General features: G+C 57.2%; 24 protein-coding genes. 20 read left to right on the top strand and 4 right to left on the bottom strand.

Annotated elements, in window-relative coordinates; genetic code table 11:
- Nucleotides 1-15 precede the first annotated feature (15 nt).
- Entirely contained in the window at nucleotides 16-1305 is a 1290-nt protein-coding gene (locus ACSQ3H_RS07605) for an Hsp70 family protein (RefSeq protein ID WP_436116478.1), read from the bottom strand.
- 121 nt (nucleotides 1306-1426) lie between these two features.
- A complete protein-coding gene (locus tag ACSQ3H_RS07610; RefSeq protein WP_436116479.1) occupies nucleotides 1427-2341 on the bottom strand; it encodes a LysR family transcriptional regulator in 915 nt (304 codons plus the stop codon).
- Nucleotides 2342-2443: 102 nt separating this feature from the next.
- Here ACSQ3H_RS07610 and ACSQ3H_RS07615 point away from each other — a divergent pair, with 102 nt between their 5' ends.
- Nucleotides 2444-3448: an aldo/keto reductase gene (locus ACSQ3H_RS07615; protein WP_436116480.1), complete on the top strand. Its 1005-nt coding sequence runs from the start codon at nucleotides 2444-2446 to the stop codon at nucleotides 3446-3448.
- Between the two features lie 51 nt (nucleotides 3449-3499).
- On the opposite strand, the gene ACSQ3H_RS07620 is transcribed toward ACSQ3H_RS07615, so the two are convergent.
- Both ACSQ3H_RS07620 and gnd read right to left on the bottom strand, forming a co-directional pair.
- Nucleotides 3500-4165, bottom strand: a complete 666-nt coding sequence (locus ACSQ3H_RS07620; RefSeq protein ID WP_436116481.1) for a hypothetical protein — start codon at nucleotides 4163-4165, stop codon at nucleotides 3500-3502.
- Nucleotides 4166-4205: 40 nt separating this feature from the next.
- Nucleotides 4206-5243: a phosphogluconate dehydrogenase (NAD(+)-dependent, decarboxylating) gene (gene gnd / locus ACSQ3H_RS07625; RefSeq protein ID WP_436116482.1), complete on the bottom strand. Its 1038-nt coding sequence runs from the start codon at nucleotides 5241-5243 to the stop codon at nucleotides 4206-4208.
- A gap of 2109 nt (nucleotides 5244-7352) precedes the next feature.
- On the opposite strand from gnd, the gene ACSQ3H_RS07630 reads away from it, so the two are divergent.
- From ACSQ3H_RS07630 to ACSQ3H_RS07720, 19 genes are all read left to right on the top strand, one after another.
- On the top strand, nucleotides 7353-8039 hold the full coding sequence (locus ACSQ3H_RS07630) for a hypothetical protein (RefSeq protein ID WP_436116483.1): 687 nt from the start codon (nucleotides 7353-7355) through the stop codon (nucleotides 8037-8039).
- Complete coding sequence (locus tag ACSQ3H_RS07635; protein WP_436116484.1) at nucleotides 8036-8266, top strand: hypothetical protein; 231 nt, start codon at nucleotides 8036-8038, stop codon at nucleotides 8264-8266. Before ACSQ3H_RS07630 ends, ACSQ3H_RS07635 begins: the two co-directional genes overlap by 4 nt.
- Nucleotides 8263-9174, top strand: coding sequence for a hypothetical protein (locus tag ACSQ3H_RS07640; RefSeq protein WP_436116485.1), 912 nt, complete (start codon nucleotides 8263-8265; stop codon nucleotides 9172-9174). The genes ACSQ3H_RS07635 and ACSQ3H_RS07640 overlap by 4 nt, the downstream gene beginning before the upstream one ends.
- A complete protein-coding gene (locus tag ACSQ3H_RS07645; RefSeq protein WP_436116486.1) occupies nucleotides 9171-9893 on the top strand; it encodes a hypothetical protein in 723 nt (240 codons plus the stop codon). The genes ACSQ3H_RS07640 and ACSQ3H_RS07645 overlap by 4 nt, the downstream gene beginning before the upstream one ends.
- The gene (locus tag ACSQ3H_RS07650; RefSeq protein ID WP_436116487.1) at nucleotides 9893-10324 is read left to right on the top strand and encodes a hypothetical protein; all 432 of its coding nucleotides are present in this window, start codon (nucleotides 9893-9895) and stop codon (nucleotides 10322-10324) included. The genes ACSQ3H_RS07645 and ACSQ3H_RS07650 overlap by 1 nt, the downstream gene beginning before the upstream one ends.
- Entirely contained in the window at nucleotides 10321-10509 is a 189-nt protein-coding gene (locus tag ACSQ3H_RS07655) for a hypothetical protein (protein ID WP_436116488.1), read from the top strand. The genes ACSQ3H_RS07650 and ACSQ3H_RS07655 overlap by 4 nt, the downstream gene beginning before the upstream one ends.
- The gene (locus ACSQ3H_RS07660) at nucleotides 10506-10757 is read left to right on the top strand and encodes a hypothetical protein (protein ID WP_436116489.1); all 252 of its coding nucleotides are present in this window, start codon (nucleotides 10506-10508) and stop codon (nucleotides 10755-10757) included. The genes ACSQ3H_RS07655 and ACSQ3H_RS07660 overlap by 4 nt, the downstream gene beginning before the upstream one ends.
- Before the next feature lie 253 nt (nucleotides 10758-11010).
- The gene (locus tag ACSQ3H_RS07665; protein WP_436116490.1) at nucleotides 11011-11322 is read left to right on the top strand and encodes a hypothetical protein; all 312 of its coding nucleotides are present in this window, start codon (nucleotides 11011-11013) and stop codon (nucleotides 11320-11322) included.
- The gene (locus tag ACSQ3H_RS07670; protein WP_436116491.1) at nucleotides 11319-11717 is read left to right on the top strand and encodes a hypothetical protein; all 399 of its coding nucleotides are present in this window, start codon (nucleotides 11319-11321) and stop codon (nucleotides 11715-11717) included. Before ACSQ3H_RS07665 ends, ACSQ3H_RS07670 begins: the two co-directional genes overlap by 4 nt.
- Nucleotides 11714-12352, top strand: coding sequence for a hypothetical protein (locus tag ACSQ3H_RS07675; protein ID WP_436116492.1), 639 nt, complete (start codon nucleotides 11714-11716; stop codon nucleotides 12350-12352). The genes ACSQ3H_RS07670 and ACSQ3H_RS07675 overlap by 4 nt, the downstream gene beginning before the upstream one ends.
- Complete coding sequence (locus ACSQ3H_RS07680; RefSeq protein ID WP_436116493.1) at nucleotides 12345-12668, top strand: hypothetical protein; 324 nt, start codon at nucleotides 12345-12347, stop codon at nucleotides 12666-12668. Before ACSQ3H_RS07675 ends, ACSQ3H_RS07680 begins: the two co-directional genes overlap by 8 nt.
- Complete coding sequence (locus tag ACSQ3H_RS07685) at nucleotides 12661-12960, top strand: Arc family DNA-binding protein (protein WP_436116494.1); 300 nt, start codon at nucleotides 12661-12663, stop codon at nucleotides 12958-12960. Before ACSQ3H_RS07680 ends, ACSQ3H_RS07685 begins: the two co-directional genes overlap by 8 nt.
- Complete coding sequence (locus ACSQ3H_RS07690; protein ID WP_436116495.1) at nucleotides 12953-13882, top strand: phage Gp37/Gp68 family protein; 930 nt, start codon at nucleotides 12953-12955, stop codon at nucleotides 13880-13882. Before ACSQ3H_RS07685 ends, ACSQ3H_RS07690 begins: the two co-directional genes overlap by 8 nt.
- An 83-nt stretch (nucleotides 13883-13965) precedes the next feature.
- A complete protein-coding gene (locus tag ACSQ3H_RS07695; protein ID WP_436116496.1) occupies nucleotides 13966-14241 on the top strand; it encodes a hypothetical protein in 276 nt (91 codons plus the stop codon).
- 46 nt (nucleotides 14242-14287) lie between these two features.
- On the top strand, nucleotides 14288-14947 hold the full coding sequence (locus tag ACSQ3H_RS07700; protein WP_436116497.1) for a hypothetical protein: 660 nt from the start codon (nucleotides 14288-14290) through the stop codon (nucleotides 14945-14947).
- On the top strand, nucleotides 14944-15405 hold the full coding sequence (locus ACSQ3H_RS07705) for a hypothetical protein (RefSeq protein ID WP_436116498.1): 462 nt from the start codon (nucleotides 14944-14946) through the stop codon (nucleotides 15403-15405). The genes ACSQ3H_RS07700 and ACSQ3H_RS07705 overlap by 4 nt, the downstream gene beginning before the upstream one ends.
- On the top strand, nucleotides 15402-15677 hold the full coding sequence (locus tag ACSQ3H_RS07710) for a hypothetical protein (RefSeq protein WP_436116499.1): 276 nt from the start codon (nucleotides 15402-15404) through the stop codon (nucleotides 15675-15677). Before ACSQ3H_RS07705 ends, ACSQ3H_RS07710 begins: the two co-directional genes overlap by 4 nt.
- Nucleotides 15674-15865 (top strand): hypothetical protein, encoded by a 192-nt coding sequence (locus ACSQ3H_RS07715; RefSeq protein WP_436116500.1) that lies wholly within the window; start codon nucleotides 15674-15676, stop codon nucleotides 15863-15865. Before ACSQ3H_RS07710 ends, ACSQ3H_RS07715 begins: the two co-directional genes overlap by 4 nt.
- Nucleotides 15862-16125, top strand: coding sequence for a hypothetical protein (locus tag ACSQ3H_RS07720; protein ID WP_436116501.1), 264 nt, complete (start codon nucleotides 15862-15864; stop codon nucleotides 16123-16125). Before ACSQ3H_RS07715 ends, ACSQ3H_RS07720 begins: the two co-directional genes overlap by 4 nt.
- Nucleotides 16126-16136 lie beyond the last annotated feature (11 nt).

The raw sequence follows: 16136 nt of genomic DNA on the forward strand, positions 1-16136 counted from the left end.
TCAAGGAATTTGACCCTAGGCGGTCCACTGCCGGATGTCGTCACGCTCGCCGATAAGGGCAAGGCCATGGGCGATGGAGAGCAGTTCGCCGCCGCTCTCTATACGGTCGCGGTCGAAGCGCTCGGTGAAGATGCGGCGGACGGCCGGGACGAATGATGTTCCGCCAGTGAGGAATATCTTGTCGATTTGTGCAGGCGCCGTTTTTGTCTTCTCCAGCACGTCGTCGAGGGCACTTTCGATGCGTGCCAGATCGCTGGCGATCCAGTTTTCAAAATCAGATCGGCGGATGGTCTTGCGGCCGCCGCGCCCAAGCGGCGCAAAGTCGAACTCCGCTTCATCCGCCGATGAAAGCGCAATCTTCGTTGCGGACACGGCCTGATAGAGCGGGTAACCTTCGTCGTGATCGACCAGGTCGACAAAGGTCTCCAGTTTTTCCGGCTCGAGGCTGTCGCGGACGAGTTTCTTCAACGCTGCAAATTCGCGGGAGGTCTTGAAGATCGAAAGTTGGTTCCAGCGGCCGAAATTGGCGTACCAGGAGGCGGGAACCTCAAGCGTCTTGTCGAAACTCCTGAAGAAACCGCCTTTACCGATCTGCGGCGCGACAATCTGATCGATCATGCGATAATCGAAATGATCTCCGGCAACACCGACACCCGAATGACCGATCGGTGTCGCGCTGAGCTTGCCGCTGGAAGTCTCGAAGCGGATGATCGAATAATCGGTCGTGCCGCCGCCAAAATCGGCTACCAGAACCGTGGCGTCGGATTTGAGATTTTGCGCGAAATAGAAAGCTGCAGCGACTGGCTCGTAGACGAAGTGGATTTCCGGAAAACCGAAGCGCGACAGTGCTTCATTGTAACGTTCCGTCGCCAATGCCGGATCTGGACTGGCCCCGGCGAAATGTACCGGGCGCCCGGTGACCACACGTGTGATGTCCGACGGCCAGTTGTCGTCCGCATAGACCTTGAGGCGCCGCAGGAAGATCTCCATCAGGTCTTCGAAGGTCTGGCGCTTGGCAAAGATCAGAGTGCCCTGGAACAAGGCACTTGCAGCAAACGTCTTGATTGATTGCAGGAAACGGCATTCGCCTGGGTGATCGATGAACTGGCGGATCGCGGCGTGTCCGGCCTCAACCTTCAAAGCTGAAGCGCCGGCGAGGGGATCCTTCATGAAAGACAAGGCTGTGCGCATGCTGTCGGCGGTACCGGATGCGCTGGTGAAAGCCAGGGAACGCGTGGTCGCTCCATCGGCGAGCGCCATAACCGTGTTTGTCGTGCCAAAGTCGAAACCCAGCGCCTGAGCCATTACAGCGCTCCTTTCGTCCAGCGAATTTCAGAGATCGAGAATTTGCCTGCAAAGGCGGCGCGATGCGCCCTCGAATAGGGAGCGCGCGTCATGGCATAGCAACGCGACGGATGCAAGAGAGCTAGGCTCGAAGTTGAGTGCGCTCCTCGGCGCTTTTGATGAAATCGACGAAGGTCCGTAGCGGTACGGGCATATGCGCGCGGCTGGGGTAGTAGAGGCGTGGACCGGTAAAATTTTGCCACCAGGCGCCAAGCACCGGGACGAGCTCGCCGCAGGCGATTGCCGGACTGAGATATTCCTCAAACGTATGGACCAGCCCGATACCGGCGATGGCGGCGCCGATGCCGATTTCCGCGGTCGAGGCAATCAGCGGGCCTTTCGGCATAATTTTTATCAGCTTGCCATTTCGCTCGAAGTCCCAGCTTGGAATGACGCCACTGGCAAAGCGGTGGCGAATGCACGCGTGATCGACCAGATCGCGCGGATGCTCGGGCTTGCCGTTTTTCGCCAAGTACGATGGTGCCGCCGCAACCATGAAGCGCTGGGTGCGGGGCCCTATGGGAATCGCAATCATGTCGCGCTCGATGCTCTCATCGTAGCGGATCCCTGCATCGAAGCCCGCCGCCAGTACATCGATGAAAGTATCGATTGCCGAAATTTCCAGTGTGATTCCGGGATATGCGGTAAGGAACCGGTTGATGATCGGTGGCAGGATCTTTTGCGCCACGATGATCGGCACATTGAGCTTGAGCGTTCCGGTAGGGCTGTCGCGAAAGCTGTTGAGCGCGTCGAGCGCTCCGGCAATTTCCCCGAGCGCAGGATTGAGGCGTTCGAGCAACTGGGTGCCGGCCTCTGTGGGCGTGACGCTGCGTGTCGTCCGGTTGAGAAGCCGCACGCCTACCCGCGCTTCCAGCCGGCGGATGGCCTCGCTCAAGGAAGATGCCGAGACGCCGCGAAGCGTGGCGGCCGCGCGAAAGCTGCGCGCCTGTGCGACAGCTACCAAAGCACCAAGGTCGGACAGATCAGGCTCGTTCATTGTGCATTTTCCCGAACAACCCGTACATAATAGACGGGATTATCGCACAAACATAGTTGTTTTATATTGATCGGGAACGTTGGGAATATACGGAGTTAGAATATGCAATATCGTCAACTTGGAAAAACCGGGCCGCGCGTTTCCGAAATCGGTCTCGGCTGCATGGGCATGTCGGGTATGTATGGCCCCTCCGATCGCGCGGAAAGCATCGCCACCATTCATGCTTCGCTTGATGCCGGGATCAATCTCCTCGACACCGGCGATTTCTATGGTCAAGGCCACAATGAAATGCTGATTGCGGAGGCCTTGAAGGGCAAGAAGCGTGAAGACGTGATCATCAGCGTTAAATATGGCGGGCTTCGCGACCCCGCGGGCGGTTGGTCCGGCTTTGATGCGAGGCCGCAAGCGACCAAGAACTTTCTCGCCTATTCGCTGCAACGCCTGGGTGTCGACTATATCGACATATATCGGCCGGCGCGGCTGGATCCCAATGTGCCGATCGAAGATACCGTTGGCGCGATCGCCGACATGGTCAAGGCTGGTTACGTCAAGCATATCGGCCTGTCCGAGGTTGGTTCGGCAACGATCAGGAAAGCCGCAGCCGTGCATCCGATCGTCGACCTGCAGATCGAGTACTCGCTGATTTCGCGCGGCATCGAAGACGGCATTCTCCAGACCTGCCGCGAACTCGGGATCGGAATCACTGCCTACGGCGTGCTTTCACGCGGTCTCATCAGCGGGTACTGGAAGAAGAATAATACGGATCCGGGCGATTTTCGCACGCATAGCCCGCGCTTCCAGGGCGACAATGTCGACAAGAACCTGGCTCTGGTCGAAGCTTTGCAAAAGATTGCCGCCCGCAAGGGCGTGACGGTCGCGCAGATCGCCATTGCCTGGGTCGCAGCGCAGGGCGAGGACATCATACCGCTGGTCGGTGCGCGACGGCGTGACCGGTTAAGCGAAGCGCTTGGCGCACTCGACGTCGACCTTACGAGCGACGACCTGAGCGCCATCGAAAATGCCGTCCCGAAAGGCGCTGCTGCCGGGACGCGTTATGCCGAAGCCCAGATGGCGCATCTCGACAGCGAGGTTGGCGCGCAGCATTGAGGCATAACAATATCCCGGAAACAGCACTGTTTCCGGGATATTGGCTTGTGATTACATGGGTGGAACGACGCCATTCGTGCCGACGATGACGCGTTTCGAGGTGAGGGTGCCGTTGCTGCCCTTATCGGCGGAGACGAAGACGGTTGTACCCGGCTTCAAATCGTCCTTTGTGGCCTTTGCAAGGGTGACAATCGGCGTGCCGTCGGGAACTGCAATCTTCTTTTCCCCGCCGCGATAAGTGACCGTCAGTGTGCGGCCGTCAACATCCTTGACTGCGTCGGCGACAGTGGCATTGGTCATGCTGCTGTTCGGCTTCAGGTCCCATGGCCGATCACCTTCACCAGTGCCTTTGAGGGCGGCGGGGAAGATCACCACTTCAAGCGCGCTGTTGCCCCCATCGCTTTTCGGCACGTTGGTTATCCCGACGAAATCGCCCTTCTTGATGTCATCGAGCGACGCCTTGGCGACGCCGCCGACAACCCAGCCATCACTCAGCGTGACGGTTGCATCCGATCCTTCGCGGGTCTTGACCACGAGCGACGTGTCGTTAAAACTCTCGACCGTCCCGCGCACATTGACCCGGTTGGATGCCTTCATCATGGTTGACTGAGCCTTTTTCGCAGTGCTGTCAGCACTGGCCTGCAAGGGCAGCGATACCGCCACAGCAGCGCCGAGGACGAGTGCGGGAAGGCTCCTTCTTAACATTTTCATATCCATGATTTTCACTCCTGTAAGCACAGGCGTCCGGCGGGTGGGATTACCCTGCCGATTTCGGCGCCTGTTTTTCCACGTGCCCGCCAAATTCACGTCGCATGGCGGACAGGATCTTGTTGGCGAAGTCGGCATTGCCGCGCGACGAGAAGCGCTCCTGCAACGCAGCGCTAAGTACGGGCGTCGGTACGGCCTCATCGATCGCAGCCATGACGGTCCAGCGGCCTTCGCCCGAGTCGGAAACGTGCCCCTCATAGCTCGCCAGCGCCGGATCACCATGCAAGGCATCGGCTGTCAGGTCGAGAAGCCAGGAACTGATCACGCTACCGCGCCGCCATACCTCAGCGACGTCGGGCAGGTTGAAATCGTACTGGTAATGTTCTGGATGCTGCAGCGGCGTCGTCTCCGCATCCACCTCATGCGAGCGCAGGCCGATATCGGCATTGCGCAGAATGTTCAGGCCTTCCGCATAGGCAGCCATGAGCCCGTATTCGATGCCGTTATGGACCATTTTGACGAAATGTCCGGCACCATGTGGTCCGCAATGCAGGTAACCCTGTTCGGCTGTGCTGCCGGCGACCGGGTTCTCCAGACGGCTGGGTGTCTCGGATACGTTGCCCTTGCCCGGCGCAAGAGCGGCAAAAATCGGAGAGAGATGCTGGACGGTATCCTTTTCGCCGCCGATCATCAGGCAATAGCCGCGCTCGAAGCCAAAAATACCGCCGCTCGTGCCGACATCGACATAGTGGATGCCGTGCGATTTAAGCTCGCCGCTGCGGCGTATGTCATCATGGTAATAGGAATTGCCGCCGTCGATAATGCTATCGTCCTTGTCGAGCAAAGGCACCAATTGCGCCAGCACCTTGTCAACCACCGCGGCGGGGAGCATAAGCCAGACAGCGCGGGGCTTTGCCAGCATCGAGACGAACTCCTGCAGCGATGTGCTGCCCTTGGCGCCGAGGCCCTGCAACTCCACCATGCTCTCGGCGCGGGTATCGTGCACGACACAGTCGTGACCATGCTTCATCAGGCGCTGTGCCATATTGCTGCCCATACGCCCCAGTCCAATCATACCAAGCTGCATCTCGAATCTCCGCCGAAGGGTTGGAATTGTTCTGGAGGCTACACCTAATCGGTGACGGGGCAATGCCAGGAACAAGGTAGGCGTGCGCGTCTGCCACTACAAGCGAGGCAGGCGGTCATAAGATCGTGATGGATGGCACGCTCACGGCAAACCGAACGCGCCTACCCGATGCGCAATACCGCCAAGACGGCACACGCTCAGGAAATCGCCCCCGGGACGTCCCGGGGGCGATTTCGTGCTCAACTGTTGCCGTGTCTCATCGTCGTGAACAGGTACTCTTCCGTGCTTGGCATCAGTCAAGCTGGGTTAGTTTCAACGCATGGTCTATCGTACTTTGATATCTGTATTTCCCGGAGTGGCTGTTGCTTGGCTAACTGAATTCATGTCCATACGGCTCCCGGATTGAAAGGACGGGCTGGTGGTAACCATACGATTGGAATTTTGACTACCATTGCTAACGGATCGACCCGTGTGGAAGGCGTGGAATGCGCCCGCGCCACCGCCGTGTGAAGCGGCAAATGCGGTTGCAAATGGAGTGGAAATAAACAAGGCGGTCAGTGCCGTCCTAACTATTAAAGAGCGCATTTTTGGCGCCTCCAGAAGTATTGAGGGTGAGGTTGTCGCCCTCCTGCTGTAAGACCGTCCAGTTCCGTCGTGTCACGCTGGATATTTTCCAGCGTCGGCGGTTCCCGATCTACCAATCTATTTATAAATAATCTCGCGCAATTTCTAGATGCTAGAAAGTAATATTTTGGTGATTAAAAGAAAATAATTCGGTATTTGTCGCAATTATAATAATATATATATTTTATATACGCTTATGTTTTTGTGATTTATTTCTATAATCGGTCAAATATGGCAAAATTTACAGTCTAAATGGATGGAATCGTCAGCCCGCAGAGCGAATTAATCCATAGTATGGAAAACCATTAACTGCTGCTGGTTTGGTTGATCGACAATGATGCAGTCTGATAGGCTCAATACAGGGCGAATATATCGCCGGTGGTAAATGCGAGGGTCACGATGGTAGCAGAACCCACCAGAAACAGCATGACCCAAATCGTATCCTGCTTCTCCATAACTTTAATCCTTCGTCTGAGGCGGAATCGGCTTCTGCTTCTGCTTCGGCACGTTTGTCGTTCCCCAGACAGTAGCGAGGCATCCATGGATACTCCACCATACTAACGTGCGGGGAAATAATGCGCTGGTTTGATAGACTCATACTTTGGTTTGATTTCCGGGGGCGAACCAGACCGGAATCGTGAGTAATTGCGAAAGCCTTCATATGGAGACGGCAATTATTAGCCCATCGGCCGCATCTTCCAGTGCGGTGTGGCAATGCCACAATTCTTCGGGATGTCCTTCATTACGTCATCGCCGGGATAGGAATCTATCATCGAAAACGTTCGCATGCCACTTGGAGGCGGCGCCTCGTTGGAGCAAGTCTCGTCCAAGGGACGAAGCGACGACCGCCGTCCGAAGTCGAAAGGTCAGCCGAAATCTTTTCCGCACTCGCCGTCCTACGGGATGTAGGGTAAGGTCTTGTCACACAAACGAAGTTTGCATCGGGCGGGGTGCGCTTCACACGATCAAACCAAACTGAATTGTAGAAAGCAGTTTGCGCACGCATCTCAGGAAAGGCGCACGATCGTGCCCCGATGACGTGGCGCAGAAAGATTCCCCACGAGGTTCTGAAACCTTCACGGCTGAGCCGGACCTTTATTGTCGGGTTCTCGTCCAGGAACTGCCTGCCACTACCGAGACGTGCTTCGGTTCAGATGGTGGGCGTGACAGGGATTGAACCTGTGACCCCTACGATGTCAACGCAGGGGGTAATTCCAAAAACCTATGTAGAACCTATGGGATTCGGTGCTTATCCTATGTGGGTCTATGGGGAACTGATGGGAAACGTTGCGGGAACAAAGCGACATCTGCGTGCAAGTTGCGTGCAAGCTCCCTTAAACAGCCTGTTTATGGCCTGTCGGCTGGGGGTGCATTTTGACCTCCGCAAAGCATCTCGATTTCGCAAACGGTTACCATGTCATCCCTGCCGATAATGGCGGGTGGATAATCACCGAGGACGCGCCACCACATCTGATACCACAAACGATGGCCGCGTTCTCCAGCGGTGATGATCTGGTCGCCTATCTAACTCGCGCTCACGGACGCATAGACTTTGACCGCCTTGAGCGGTTCAAGAAAGAACGCGCCGTCAAGCTGGGGCTTGAAGATACCGGCAAGCTGGACGCCGCCGCGCTTAATTGGACGGACGAAGAGAAACGCGCCATGCAGCCCGGTCCAATCGTGCGCACCGAGTCAATCAACGGACGGCAGCTTGGTATTGGCAAGACGAGCCTTTGGGGAAAAAAGGCCCGCCCCGGCGAGTTTCTGGTGAATGGGCGCAAAGCCTCTCCAGACGGCGATCCAATGGCTGAACAAATATCCATTGTAGATTTTTCCGATGTGCATGCCGCGCGCCACCATGCGCTGATACTCATCGAGGAAGGCTTTCAACGGGTCACGATCACTGACGATACCGGGCACGTCATCAACGAACTCACGTCTGCATCCGCCGCGATCAACGTCGCGGACATGGCGCCGTTCGGGCAATACCGTCTGAAAACCTTCACATGGAGTATCCGTGGACCAGACAGGGTGCCGGCTACCGAAATGCGCAACGAAATCTTCGAAGATCTCGAAGTCGCTCGCCGGGCTGGCACCGATGAGTACGAGCTAGGCTATCTCGCGTTCATCTACGACGACCAGGGCAAGTTGGTTACGAGGATGAGCCATTGACCCGCCCTCTGCACGAAGTGCTGCGCGCCTCGCTGGACACCGCCGTCGATGAAAACGGCTACACCGAGCTGCTGACCATGCGTCCGGAGGAGGTCGCGACTGACCTCGCGACGTGTGACGCCGAAGTCGAAGCGCTCAAAGGCAAGGGCTGGTTCCACATCAACGAGCTGGTGCCCCTGATCAAGCAGTGGCAGTCCGATCGCCGCGCAAAGGTGCTTGAGGTATGAGCATTTCCCCCAAGGCACTCCAGGCGCTGAAATACATCTTCGATGCCGGCGGTAAGGCAACCGAGCGCAGCATGATCGAAGACATGGGACCGCTCGGTAAATCACTGCCCCGCGAGCTATTCCCGAAGTATGTCGGCGTGAATGGGCACAGTGACACGCTCTACCTGACCAGCGAAGGCCGGGCAGAGCTGGATATCCACCCCAAGACGCCAAAGCGCACCGCCGAGGATCACATGATCTGGTGCAAGGAACGCGCGCTTGATTACGTCAAGCGTGGCGCTTTGATCGGCGCCACCACCTCCATGAGTTCGGATTTGCGCAAGCATCCCGAAACTGCAGAACAACCGCGCGGCTTGATGATCATGGGTATGACGGTTTCGAGCTACGGCGCGGAAGCTGTGCGCCGCTGGATCGAAGGCTTTGAGGTAGGCAAGCCGCATGTCGACTTGGATAAAGTGGACGCTGCGGTCAACCGCGAGTTTTCCGGCCGTACGCCAGCACGCGCACCTTCCCGCTTTGAAGGGAACATTGCAGCAATGCCGGTTGGCCAGGACGCCACGCCTTACACCCGTGGTGCCGAGCTCAATCTGATGGTGCGGGATCTGACCAACCATGGCAGCTGGGAGCTAGCGTATCGCATCCCGCATTTCGAGCGCTTCGACGCGCGCCAGGTCGCAGATGCCGGTGCCGAATATCATCCGATCTTAAACCCCAACGGCTCGCGGATCCTCAAGCGTCGCAACGAGCGTCGCGCGGAGATCATGAGGGCAGCGGAGCGCCTTGCAAACGCGATCATTCAGAAGATCGAGGCCGAGGAAGGCTGGGACACCGAAGAAATGCGCGAGCGGGAAACAGCACGCGTCCAAAAGATCATTCACAACCCACCCAGAAAGGACACTGGAATATGACCGATATCGAAAACACACCTGCGGCACCGTCCCAGCTCGCAGAATTCATCATTGCGGAGGTTCATCGCCAAACCAGCGAAGACAAGCTCCGCGCGCACGTTGAGAAGAAGATCGGAGAGGCTATCGAAGGCGCAGTAAATGACGCCTTCCGATCCTACGGTAGCGTCAACAAGCAGATCGAGCAGGTTGTTCAGAAGGCGCTCGATATTGGCCAATACAAGCTCGACGTTCCGGCCTACGGCAATATGGTCATGGCACTACTTCGCGCCAAGATGGACGAAACGCTGTCAGGCCTTATCAACGCGAAGATTTCAGAGGAAATGGCCGAGATCCTCTCTATCGCGCCGAAAGAGCTGAAACTCTCGCAGGTCGTCGAGACCATGGTCAAGTATGTCGAGGAAAACTCGGCAGGCCGCTACGGCGCCAGCGTGACGTGCCTCGTTGAGGAAGCCTATCCCGACTCCTCGGTCTTGCAGGGTTACCTCAAAGTGTATCTCGACGAGGAAGAAAGGGTTCAGCCGAAAGCGTGCGCCGTGCAGATCACTGTCACCCCCGAAGGGAAATTCTCATCGCTCACCATCGAAGGCATGGACGCGAAAACCTCAATCAAATTGGGACCGTGGCGCAGCTGGCAGAAGCTGATATTTGCCGCCTATTGCAGCGGCTCCACCTTCATCGTGGACGAAGATCACGTGTCTACTAACATCGGTGACTACTGATGAACGTCAGCGTCAATCGCTATCTTGAGCACAAGGCTTTTGACCACATTGACCACGCGCTCGGTAGACCTGTTAGCCCGTTGCGCGAGAGTCATCGCAACTACTTCGCTACGAGCGAAGACAGCCAGGACGCCAAGGAGTTCGCCGCCTCTCCCTACTGGGAGAAGGTCGGGCAGCGCGGCGACATGGCTTACTTTGCCGTAACTGACGCTGGTCGCAATGCCCTGAAGGACCACCTCGACAAGCAGTCCGTGCACATGGGCAAGCCGTGGCGTGCGTTTGAGGTCGAGTTCAACGGCTACAGCGAAACGATCCCGGCCACGTCTCGGGCTCAAGCGCGATACCAGCGTTATCTAAACATCGCCGACTGCTACCCGAGCCTGAAGTTTGGTGAGTTCGTCAGGCTGGCAAGCGTGAGGGTTTCGGCATGAACGACAACCGCGCCCGCGATGATCTCAATCGCTTTACCGACAAAGCCTACGCGGAAATGTCCGCGTGGGAGGATCGCGACGTCGATCTTGAAACCAGCAACCACACCACGATCGCCTACATCGCCATCGTTGCCCTGGCGCTGATGGTCGGCTGCGTCGCCTGCTGGCTAAGGAGCCACCCATGACGGACTTGCACGCTGAAATGAACCTTCGCATTTCCGCTTTGCGGGAAACGTTTCCTGACATGGTTTTCACGATCACCGCGACGCATTCCAATGGCGCGCTGACGATCGCGCAGACACCAGCGCAACCCGGCGACGACTACGATCCGGAGAAAGACGCTCATGGCAGCTACCTTGCTGCCGTTGAGGCAAAGCGCCTGCGTGGTGACGAAACGTGGCCAGCAGCAGCTACGGAGCCAGATCCGGCATGAACCATAAGCAAATCCAACTCGGCCGACAAAACCTCGCAGCGGTGCGCGCGTTCTTCAAGGCATACCCCTGCGCCACGAACATTGAGTGCTCTAATTCACTCGGGATCAATCAGCACCGCGTCGGCGCGCACGTCCGGACCATCCGATCGGAATACGCGGCCATCGCAGCCTGTCCCAAAAGCCCGCGGTTCGAAATGGTCGTGACGGATGTTGCCGTCGTGGTCGAGCGTTGCAAGGCGAGGAGTAGCGCACGATGACCGAACTGACCGCCGAGCAGATCGCCTGCCTGAAGGAAGCTCCGTTCACGGGCTTTGCCGCTGGCTCCAACATGTGGCCGCTTGTCCATCTTGCGCCGAGCAATAACCACGTTTGCGACGGCGAGGACTGCGATCTTCTCCTCCGTCGCGGCCTTCTTATGGCCGTGCCACTTGCCGTGACCGTTCCATCCGACAGGGGCGACGGCCGCGATATTCCCGACGTTGATTTAACGCACCAAATCCACCTCACAGCCCTCGGCAAGGCCGAGCTTGCAAAACACCTCGCATCGAAGGAATCCCCAGCATGACAAATCCTTTCCTCTGGTATTGGGCGCATGGAGCCGAACCGGAAAGCTATTCCGTCGTGGATGTGTCCACCAGGGAAGCTGCGATCGCGGCCGCTCGCGCCGACGACGCGCACGTTCATGGCTTCACCATCATCGAGGCCAACAAGAAGGTACCGACAACGAACATCTTCGACGCTGACAACGTGCTTGAGCAGTACGAAGAACACAATGAGGAGTCTTGGGGCGAGGACGGCTCCATGATCCACGCTGAGTCGGCACAGAAGGCGGAACTTGAAAAGATGCTCGCCGACGCGCTGTGGGTGTGGATGGGCAAGCACGGCCTGCATGGTCACAACTATTGCTTCGGAGAGACGCGCAACGAGGAATACTTTCCAGCGGAGCGTACTGTCCAATGACCAGCGAAATCGATCTCGACCTTCAGCGCCTTCGCATCGCCATACCAGCGGATCACGACGCTACGAAGCCGCTGCCGCTTCTCGTTAAGGCCAACCCCGAAAACCCGAACTGTTGGGCCACCGGTAGCGGCGACCAGATATTCACGACAATGGAGCATGCTCAAAACTCAATGACGCTGCAAAGCGCCGAGTACAAAGAAGTCAATGCCAAGCGCTACGACCTAAGCCGCTTTGTTAAGGCCACCGTCGTTCCGGAAGATGACAACATGGTCACGCTGGAAGGCGGTGATTACTTTACCGACGTGCAGGAAATGCTCGAACGTCTCGGCGACGACGTTGTGATCGATGGCGAGCCGAACCTGCCGGCGTGGTGTTTTACCACCACACGGCACGGCTTTGATCTAGATATCGAAGGCGTGATCGAATCCTACATGAGCGACAACCACCATGAGGACGCGTTCAACGAGCTTGTTGGCTTCCAGAAGTTGAGTTCGTTCTGGGTGGCGTGGTGCGCCAAGCAGACCGTCTCCTCCTTCTACATCGACTACTCCCGCATCATCGTCATCGATCAGGAGCGCTACGAGCGCGAGCTGGCCGAGGCTAAGGCGTGGCTGGAGGCAAGTCCTCATGGATGACACCAAGGGCCTCGTCAGCAAGCAAACCGCCATGGATATCGCTCTGGCTTATCGGGAGGTTGAAACCGCCGAAAAGCTTCTTGCCGATATCTCCGAACAAATTAACCGCCGCGAGACGCCTGATATCCGCGATGCGTTCGGAAGGCGGCAGGACGGCCTGCAGCTTGGCGTACCGAGCGGAAACAACGGGCACCAGCTGTTCAATGTCCCTTGGTCACTCGCCCGGCCGATAATTGAAACTCATATCGCTAACCAGCGCGCGAAGATTACCGCTCTGACCGAGTTAGCGCGCAGCGAGATCGGATCACATGGCTAGAGAAGATTTACATTTCCGGCTCCGTATACCGGAAGAATTAAAGGCGAAAGTCGACAAATCGGCGTCCGACAATCATCGCAGTATGACTGCGGAGATAGTGGCGCGGTTGGAAAACAGCTTCGTTTCGAATGAGCACGGCACCCTTGGACCCAACGAGTTGAGCGGCGCAGCCAGAGTTCTGTACGAAGCGATAGAGGGATTACGGGGAGATACGAGCCTCATTCGGCACCTCGCCGAGGAGCTAATGCGGCAGTTCATATCAATGCGGGAAAGAGGGCAACCACATGGCTGAGAACAGCGCGATTGAGTGGTGCGACCATACGTTCAACCCATGGGAAGGATGCCAGAAGGTTTCACCTGGCTGCGACCATTGCTATGCCGAGGCGCGCAACCAGCGCTTCGGAGGCGGTACCGCGACGAATTGGGGGCCTGGTGCGCCTCGTCGCAGGACTTCCGCATCCAACTGGAGCAAACCGCATCGCTGGCAACGCGACGCTCTAGAGTTCTACGGCCTCCACGGACGCCGCCAGCGCGTTTTCTGCTCTTCACTGGCGGATGTGTTCGACAATGCCGTCGATCCGTCGTGGCGGGCTGATCTGTGGCAGCTGATCAGGGATACACCAGCGCTCGATTGGCAGTTGCTGACCAAACGGCCGCAAAACATCAAGAAGATGCTCCCACCGTTTTGGGACGAGATACGCGGGCACGTTTGGCTTGGCACCTCGACGGAGGATCAGCCCGAAGCCGATCGGCGCGTCATTCACTTAACGGCCGTCGAACCACGTCCTGCTGTGCTCTTCCTCTCGATGGAGCCGTTCTTGAGCGGGATATCGTTCCGCTGGGCTACGTGGCACCCGATCGGATCGAAGTACCTCACCAACCATCTGGACGGTTTGCGCAAACTCGACTGGATCATCGTAGGCGGCGAAAGCGGTCCCCATGCCCGGCCGCTGCATCCGGATTGGGTCAGAATGATCCGCGATCAATGCAAAGAAGCCAATGTCCCATTTTTGTTCAAGCAATGGGGCGAATGGAAGCCGCTTGCGGCGAACGATGGTCACTGGCCCATCGACGGTTCGACCTGCATTCGACTGACTGCAGGCGGAGAACGCATCGAATCCGGCTGGCCCTTTCAGCGCATCGGCAAGAAAGCCGCCGGCCGTCACCTCGACGGCATGACCCACGATGCATTTCCGAAGGTGCCACAAACCTAGCCAGGTGCGCGCAACCAATCACGAACGGTCTGAGACTTTGCCCAACTCATCGACCTATTTCACGGGCTCTTAAAGGAAATGATATGTCGACTCCCGCCGTTACAAAAACAGAACAGCCCGCTATCTCGCGCACGACCGCCGGTTTGCGTGACGCCATTTTTGATGAAATCGACGCAATTCGTAATGGGACAAGCAATCCGACTCGAGCGAATGCAGTCGCTAAGCTTGCCACCGGCATAGTTGAAACCGTCCGCATGGAGATCGAAGTCCAGAAGCATTTGAAGCTTCATGCTGCCCCAATGTCCCAAGCGCCGCACAATTCATTCCTCGGCGCTCCAATGCCGCTTGGTTCTTCCTAAGTCCATGAACAGCTTGTCCAACGAACAAATATATACTCAATCTCAGATGGTTGATGCCATCCTGTCCGCCGGTCAATTCGTCCACGCCGACAGGCAGGAAATCATTGACGCGCTGGACAAGCTGTTTGATCCCGTTTTTCGCAAGGCAAATCCCGCGGCAACTTGGGACCGAGAAGTCGCGGTGCCAGATTCGCTCTATAAAGTTCACCTCGCAGGCTATCTCAAGTTTTATCAGCCATGGGACACAGTGCGTCACGTCGGCGAAGAATTGGGCCTTGTGTGCTGCCTTTGCGGGGATATCGCTAGATGTAACCACGGCTATTCGCATAAGCTTCGCGGTTTTGAACGGTTCATATGTCCGGATTTTCTGAGCGTGACGACGTGCGCTGATGAAGAAGACGACCAAGTGTTTGAATTGTTTGAATACTCGCCAGCTTGTGCCGAATGCCTCAAAAGCATTGGAAACAGGCGCACGAAAATGTGGCGGCGGCCGCCAGATTACGACACGTGGGCCGAAGGAATTGCAAACCTCCTAGTCAACAATAGCGAATTCGAAAAACGCGTCCTCGCCAACGCCGGTCGATGGGAACGATTACGTTTCGACCCGCGAAAACCCGCGCCTAGCGCTCAACCAGCACACCGCACCAGCGTCCACGAATTGCTCGACGCCATCACCCACACCCAATTTCCGAAAGTATCGCAATGAAAGCAATCACCATCTGGCAACCTTGGGCCTCGCTCATCATGGCCAACGCAAAGCCCTACGAGTTTCGCGGCTGGCCCGTGCCTCACGTCATCATCGGAACAACCATCGCCATACATGCAGGTGCCCGGCCGATGAAGCGCGGCGAGCTCGCAGACCTGATTACGCGCCTTACGTCCGATCAGGCTTGGACAACCTGCTTGAACAAGGAGATCGCGTTGCCGCTCCTCGAGCGCGCAATCACATCACCGGGAATCCTTCCGTTGTCATCGATTCTCGGCACCGTGAAGATCGGCAAGGCCAAGGGCGGCAACGATATCGTGCATGAGTTCGGCGGCAAGCTGAATGACAGCGATCGCAACCAGCACTCGAACTTCGCTTGGCCGCTATCGGAGATCAAGGTCTTCGAGCCGTTTGTGCCAGCGAAGGGGATGCAGGGCTTTTGGGAGTGGGAGCAATGAGCGCTTCCACGCAATGCCCGCATCCTGATTTTCAGTTTCAGGTCAACGTCGCGAACATCGAAGACGACACAATCAAGATGGTCGACATTACGGGCCACTGCACGATTTGCGGCAAAGCCGCCGTCTTTCGCGGAGTGCCGCTGGGCGTCAGCTGGCACCATCCTACGGTATCGGTTGATGGTCAGGAACTGCGCGTGCCAATGGTCGTAGATGGCGACGAGGTGGACGAAAATCGCAAACGGATATCGGTGTCGATCAGTGTGCCTGAATGACCAGCGCAATCTGGGCCAGATGCGGCGCGTGCGGCCATGTGTTCAAAGGTTTCGACCTTCCGACACCTCTGGCAGAAGCGGCCAAGAAAATGCAGGCGCTGCGCTGCGAACACGGCTGCAAACCACCACTCTATGTCGCCAACGATGGCGACATTCACCGGGCAAAACTGAAGGCGGAAACCCCATGACCAAGACCAAATGCCCGCATTCCGACGTTCAGTTCTGTCCGCTTTACCAGGCTGCTCACACTGGCAGCAAACACGGTTGCGACGATGGTCAGCTTGGCGGTGGCGAATGTGCCGTCACTCGCGGGCATAGCTACGAAGCACACGTCCAGGCTTTGATTGTCGAGAGCGCCGGCATGGTCGAGCAACTGAAATGGCGTGAAGACGCTGTTCGAGCGAAATCCCAGCGCACCAACAACATGCGCGCTTTTGGCCTCCACTGAAGGGAACTGTC

Origin of the sequence: Phyllobacterium sp. LjRoot231 (genome assembly GCF_964253365.1) — a bacterium.
Lineage (GTDB): Bacteria > Pseudomonadota > Alphaproteobacteria > Rhizobiales > Rhizobiaceae > Phyllobacterium.

Bases quoted from the DNA above. Each gene is read 5' to 3' on its own strand.
- ACSQ3H_RS07605 (WP_436116478.1), bottom strand. From the start codon at position 1,305: ATGGCTCAGGCGCTGGGTTTCGACTTTGGCACGACAAACACGGTTATG.
- ACSQ3H_RS07610 (WP_436116479.1), bottom strand. From the start codon at position 2,341: ATGAACGAGCCTGATCTGTCCGACCTTGGTGCTTTGGTAGCTGTCGCA.
- ACSQ3H_RS07615 (WP_436116480.1), top strand. From the start codon at position 2,444: ATGCAATATCGTCAACTTGGAAAAACCGGGCCGCGCGTTTCCGAAATC.
- ACSQ3H_RS07620 (WP_436116481.1), bottom strand. From the start codon at position 4,165: ATGGATATGAAAATGTTAAGAAGGAGCCTTCCCGCACTCGTCCTCGGC.
- gnd (WP_436116482.1), bottom strand. From the start codon at position 5,243: ATGCAGCTTGGTATGATTGGACTGGGGCGTATGGGCAGCAATATGGCA.
- ACSQ3H_RS07630 (WP_436116483.1), top strand. From the start codon at position 7,353: ATGGCCGCGTTCTCCAGCGGTGATGATCTGGTCGCCTATCTAACTCGC.
- ACSQ3H_RS07640 (WP_436116485.1), top strand. From the start codon at position 8,263: ATGAGCATTTCCCCCAAGGCACTCCAGGCGCTGAAATACATCTTCGAT.
- ACSQ3H_RS07645 (WP_436116486.1), top strand. From the start codon at position 9,171: ATGACCGATATCGAAAACACACCTGCGGCACCGTCCCAGCTCGCAGAA.
- ACSQ3H_RS07650 (WP_436116487.1), top strand. From the start codon at position 9,893: ATGAACGTCAGCGTCAATCGCTATCTTGAGCACAAGGCTTTTGACCAC.
- ACSQ3H_RS07655 (WP_436116488.1), top strand. From the start codon at position 10,321: ATGAACGACAACCGCGCCCGCGATGATCTCAATCGCTTTACCGACAAA.
- ACSQ3H_RS07660 (WP_436116489.1), top strand. From the start codon at position 10,506: ATGACGGACTTGCACGCTGAAATGAACCTTCGCATTTCCGCTTTGCGG.
- ACSQ3H_RS07665 (WP_436116490.1), top strand. From the start codon at position 11,011: ATGACCGAACTGACCGCCGAGCAGATCGCCTGCCTGAAGGAAGCTCCG.
- ACSQ3H_RS07670 (WP_436116491.1), top strand. From the start codon at position 11,319: ATGACAAATCCTTTCCTCTGGTATTGGGCGCATGGAGCCGAACCGGAA.
- ACSQ3H_RS07675 (WP_436116492.1), top strand. From the start codon at position 11,714: ATGACCAGCGAAATCGATCTCGACCTTCAGCGCCTTCGCATCGCCATA.
- ACSQ3H_RS07680 (WP_436116493.1), top strand. From the start codon at position 12,345: ATGGATGACACCAAGGGCCTCGTCAGCAAGCAAACCGCCATGGATATC.
- ACSQ3H_RS07685 (WP_436116494.1), top strand. From the start codon at position 12,661: ATGGCTAGAGAAGATTTACATTTCCGGCTCCGTATACCGGAAGAATTA.
- ACSQ3H_RS07690 (WP_436116495.1), top strand. From the start codon at position 12,953: ATGGCTGAGAACAGCGCGATTGAGTGGTGCGACCATACGTTCAACCCA.
- ACSQ3H_RS07695 (WP_436116496.1), top strand. From the start codon at position 13,966: ATGTCGACTCCCGCCGTTACAAAAACAGAACAGCCCGCTATCTCGCGC.
- ACSQ3H_RS07700 (WP_436116497.1), top strand. From the start codon at position 14,288: ATGGTTGATGCCATCCTGTCCGCCGGTCAATTCGTCCACGCCGACAGG.
- ACSQ3H_RS07705 (WP_436116498.1), top strand. From the start codon at position 14,944: ATGAAAGCAATCACCATCTGGCAACCTTGGGCCTCGCTCATCATGGCC.
- ACSQ3H_RS07710 (WP_436116499.1), top strand. From the start codon at position 15,402: ATGAGCGCTTCCACGCAATGCCCGCATCCTGATTTTCAGTTTCAGGTC.
- ACSQ3H_RS07715 (WP_436116500.1), top strand. From the start codon at position 15,674: ATGACCAGCGCAATCTGGGCCAGATGCGGCGCGTGCGGCCATGTGTTC.
- ACSQ3H_RS07720 (WP_436116501.1), top strand. From the start codon at position 15,862: ATGACCAAGACCAAATGCCCGCATTCCGACGTTCAGTTCTGTCCGCTT.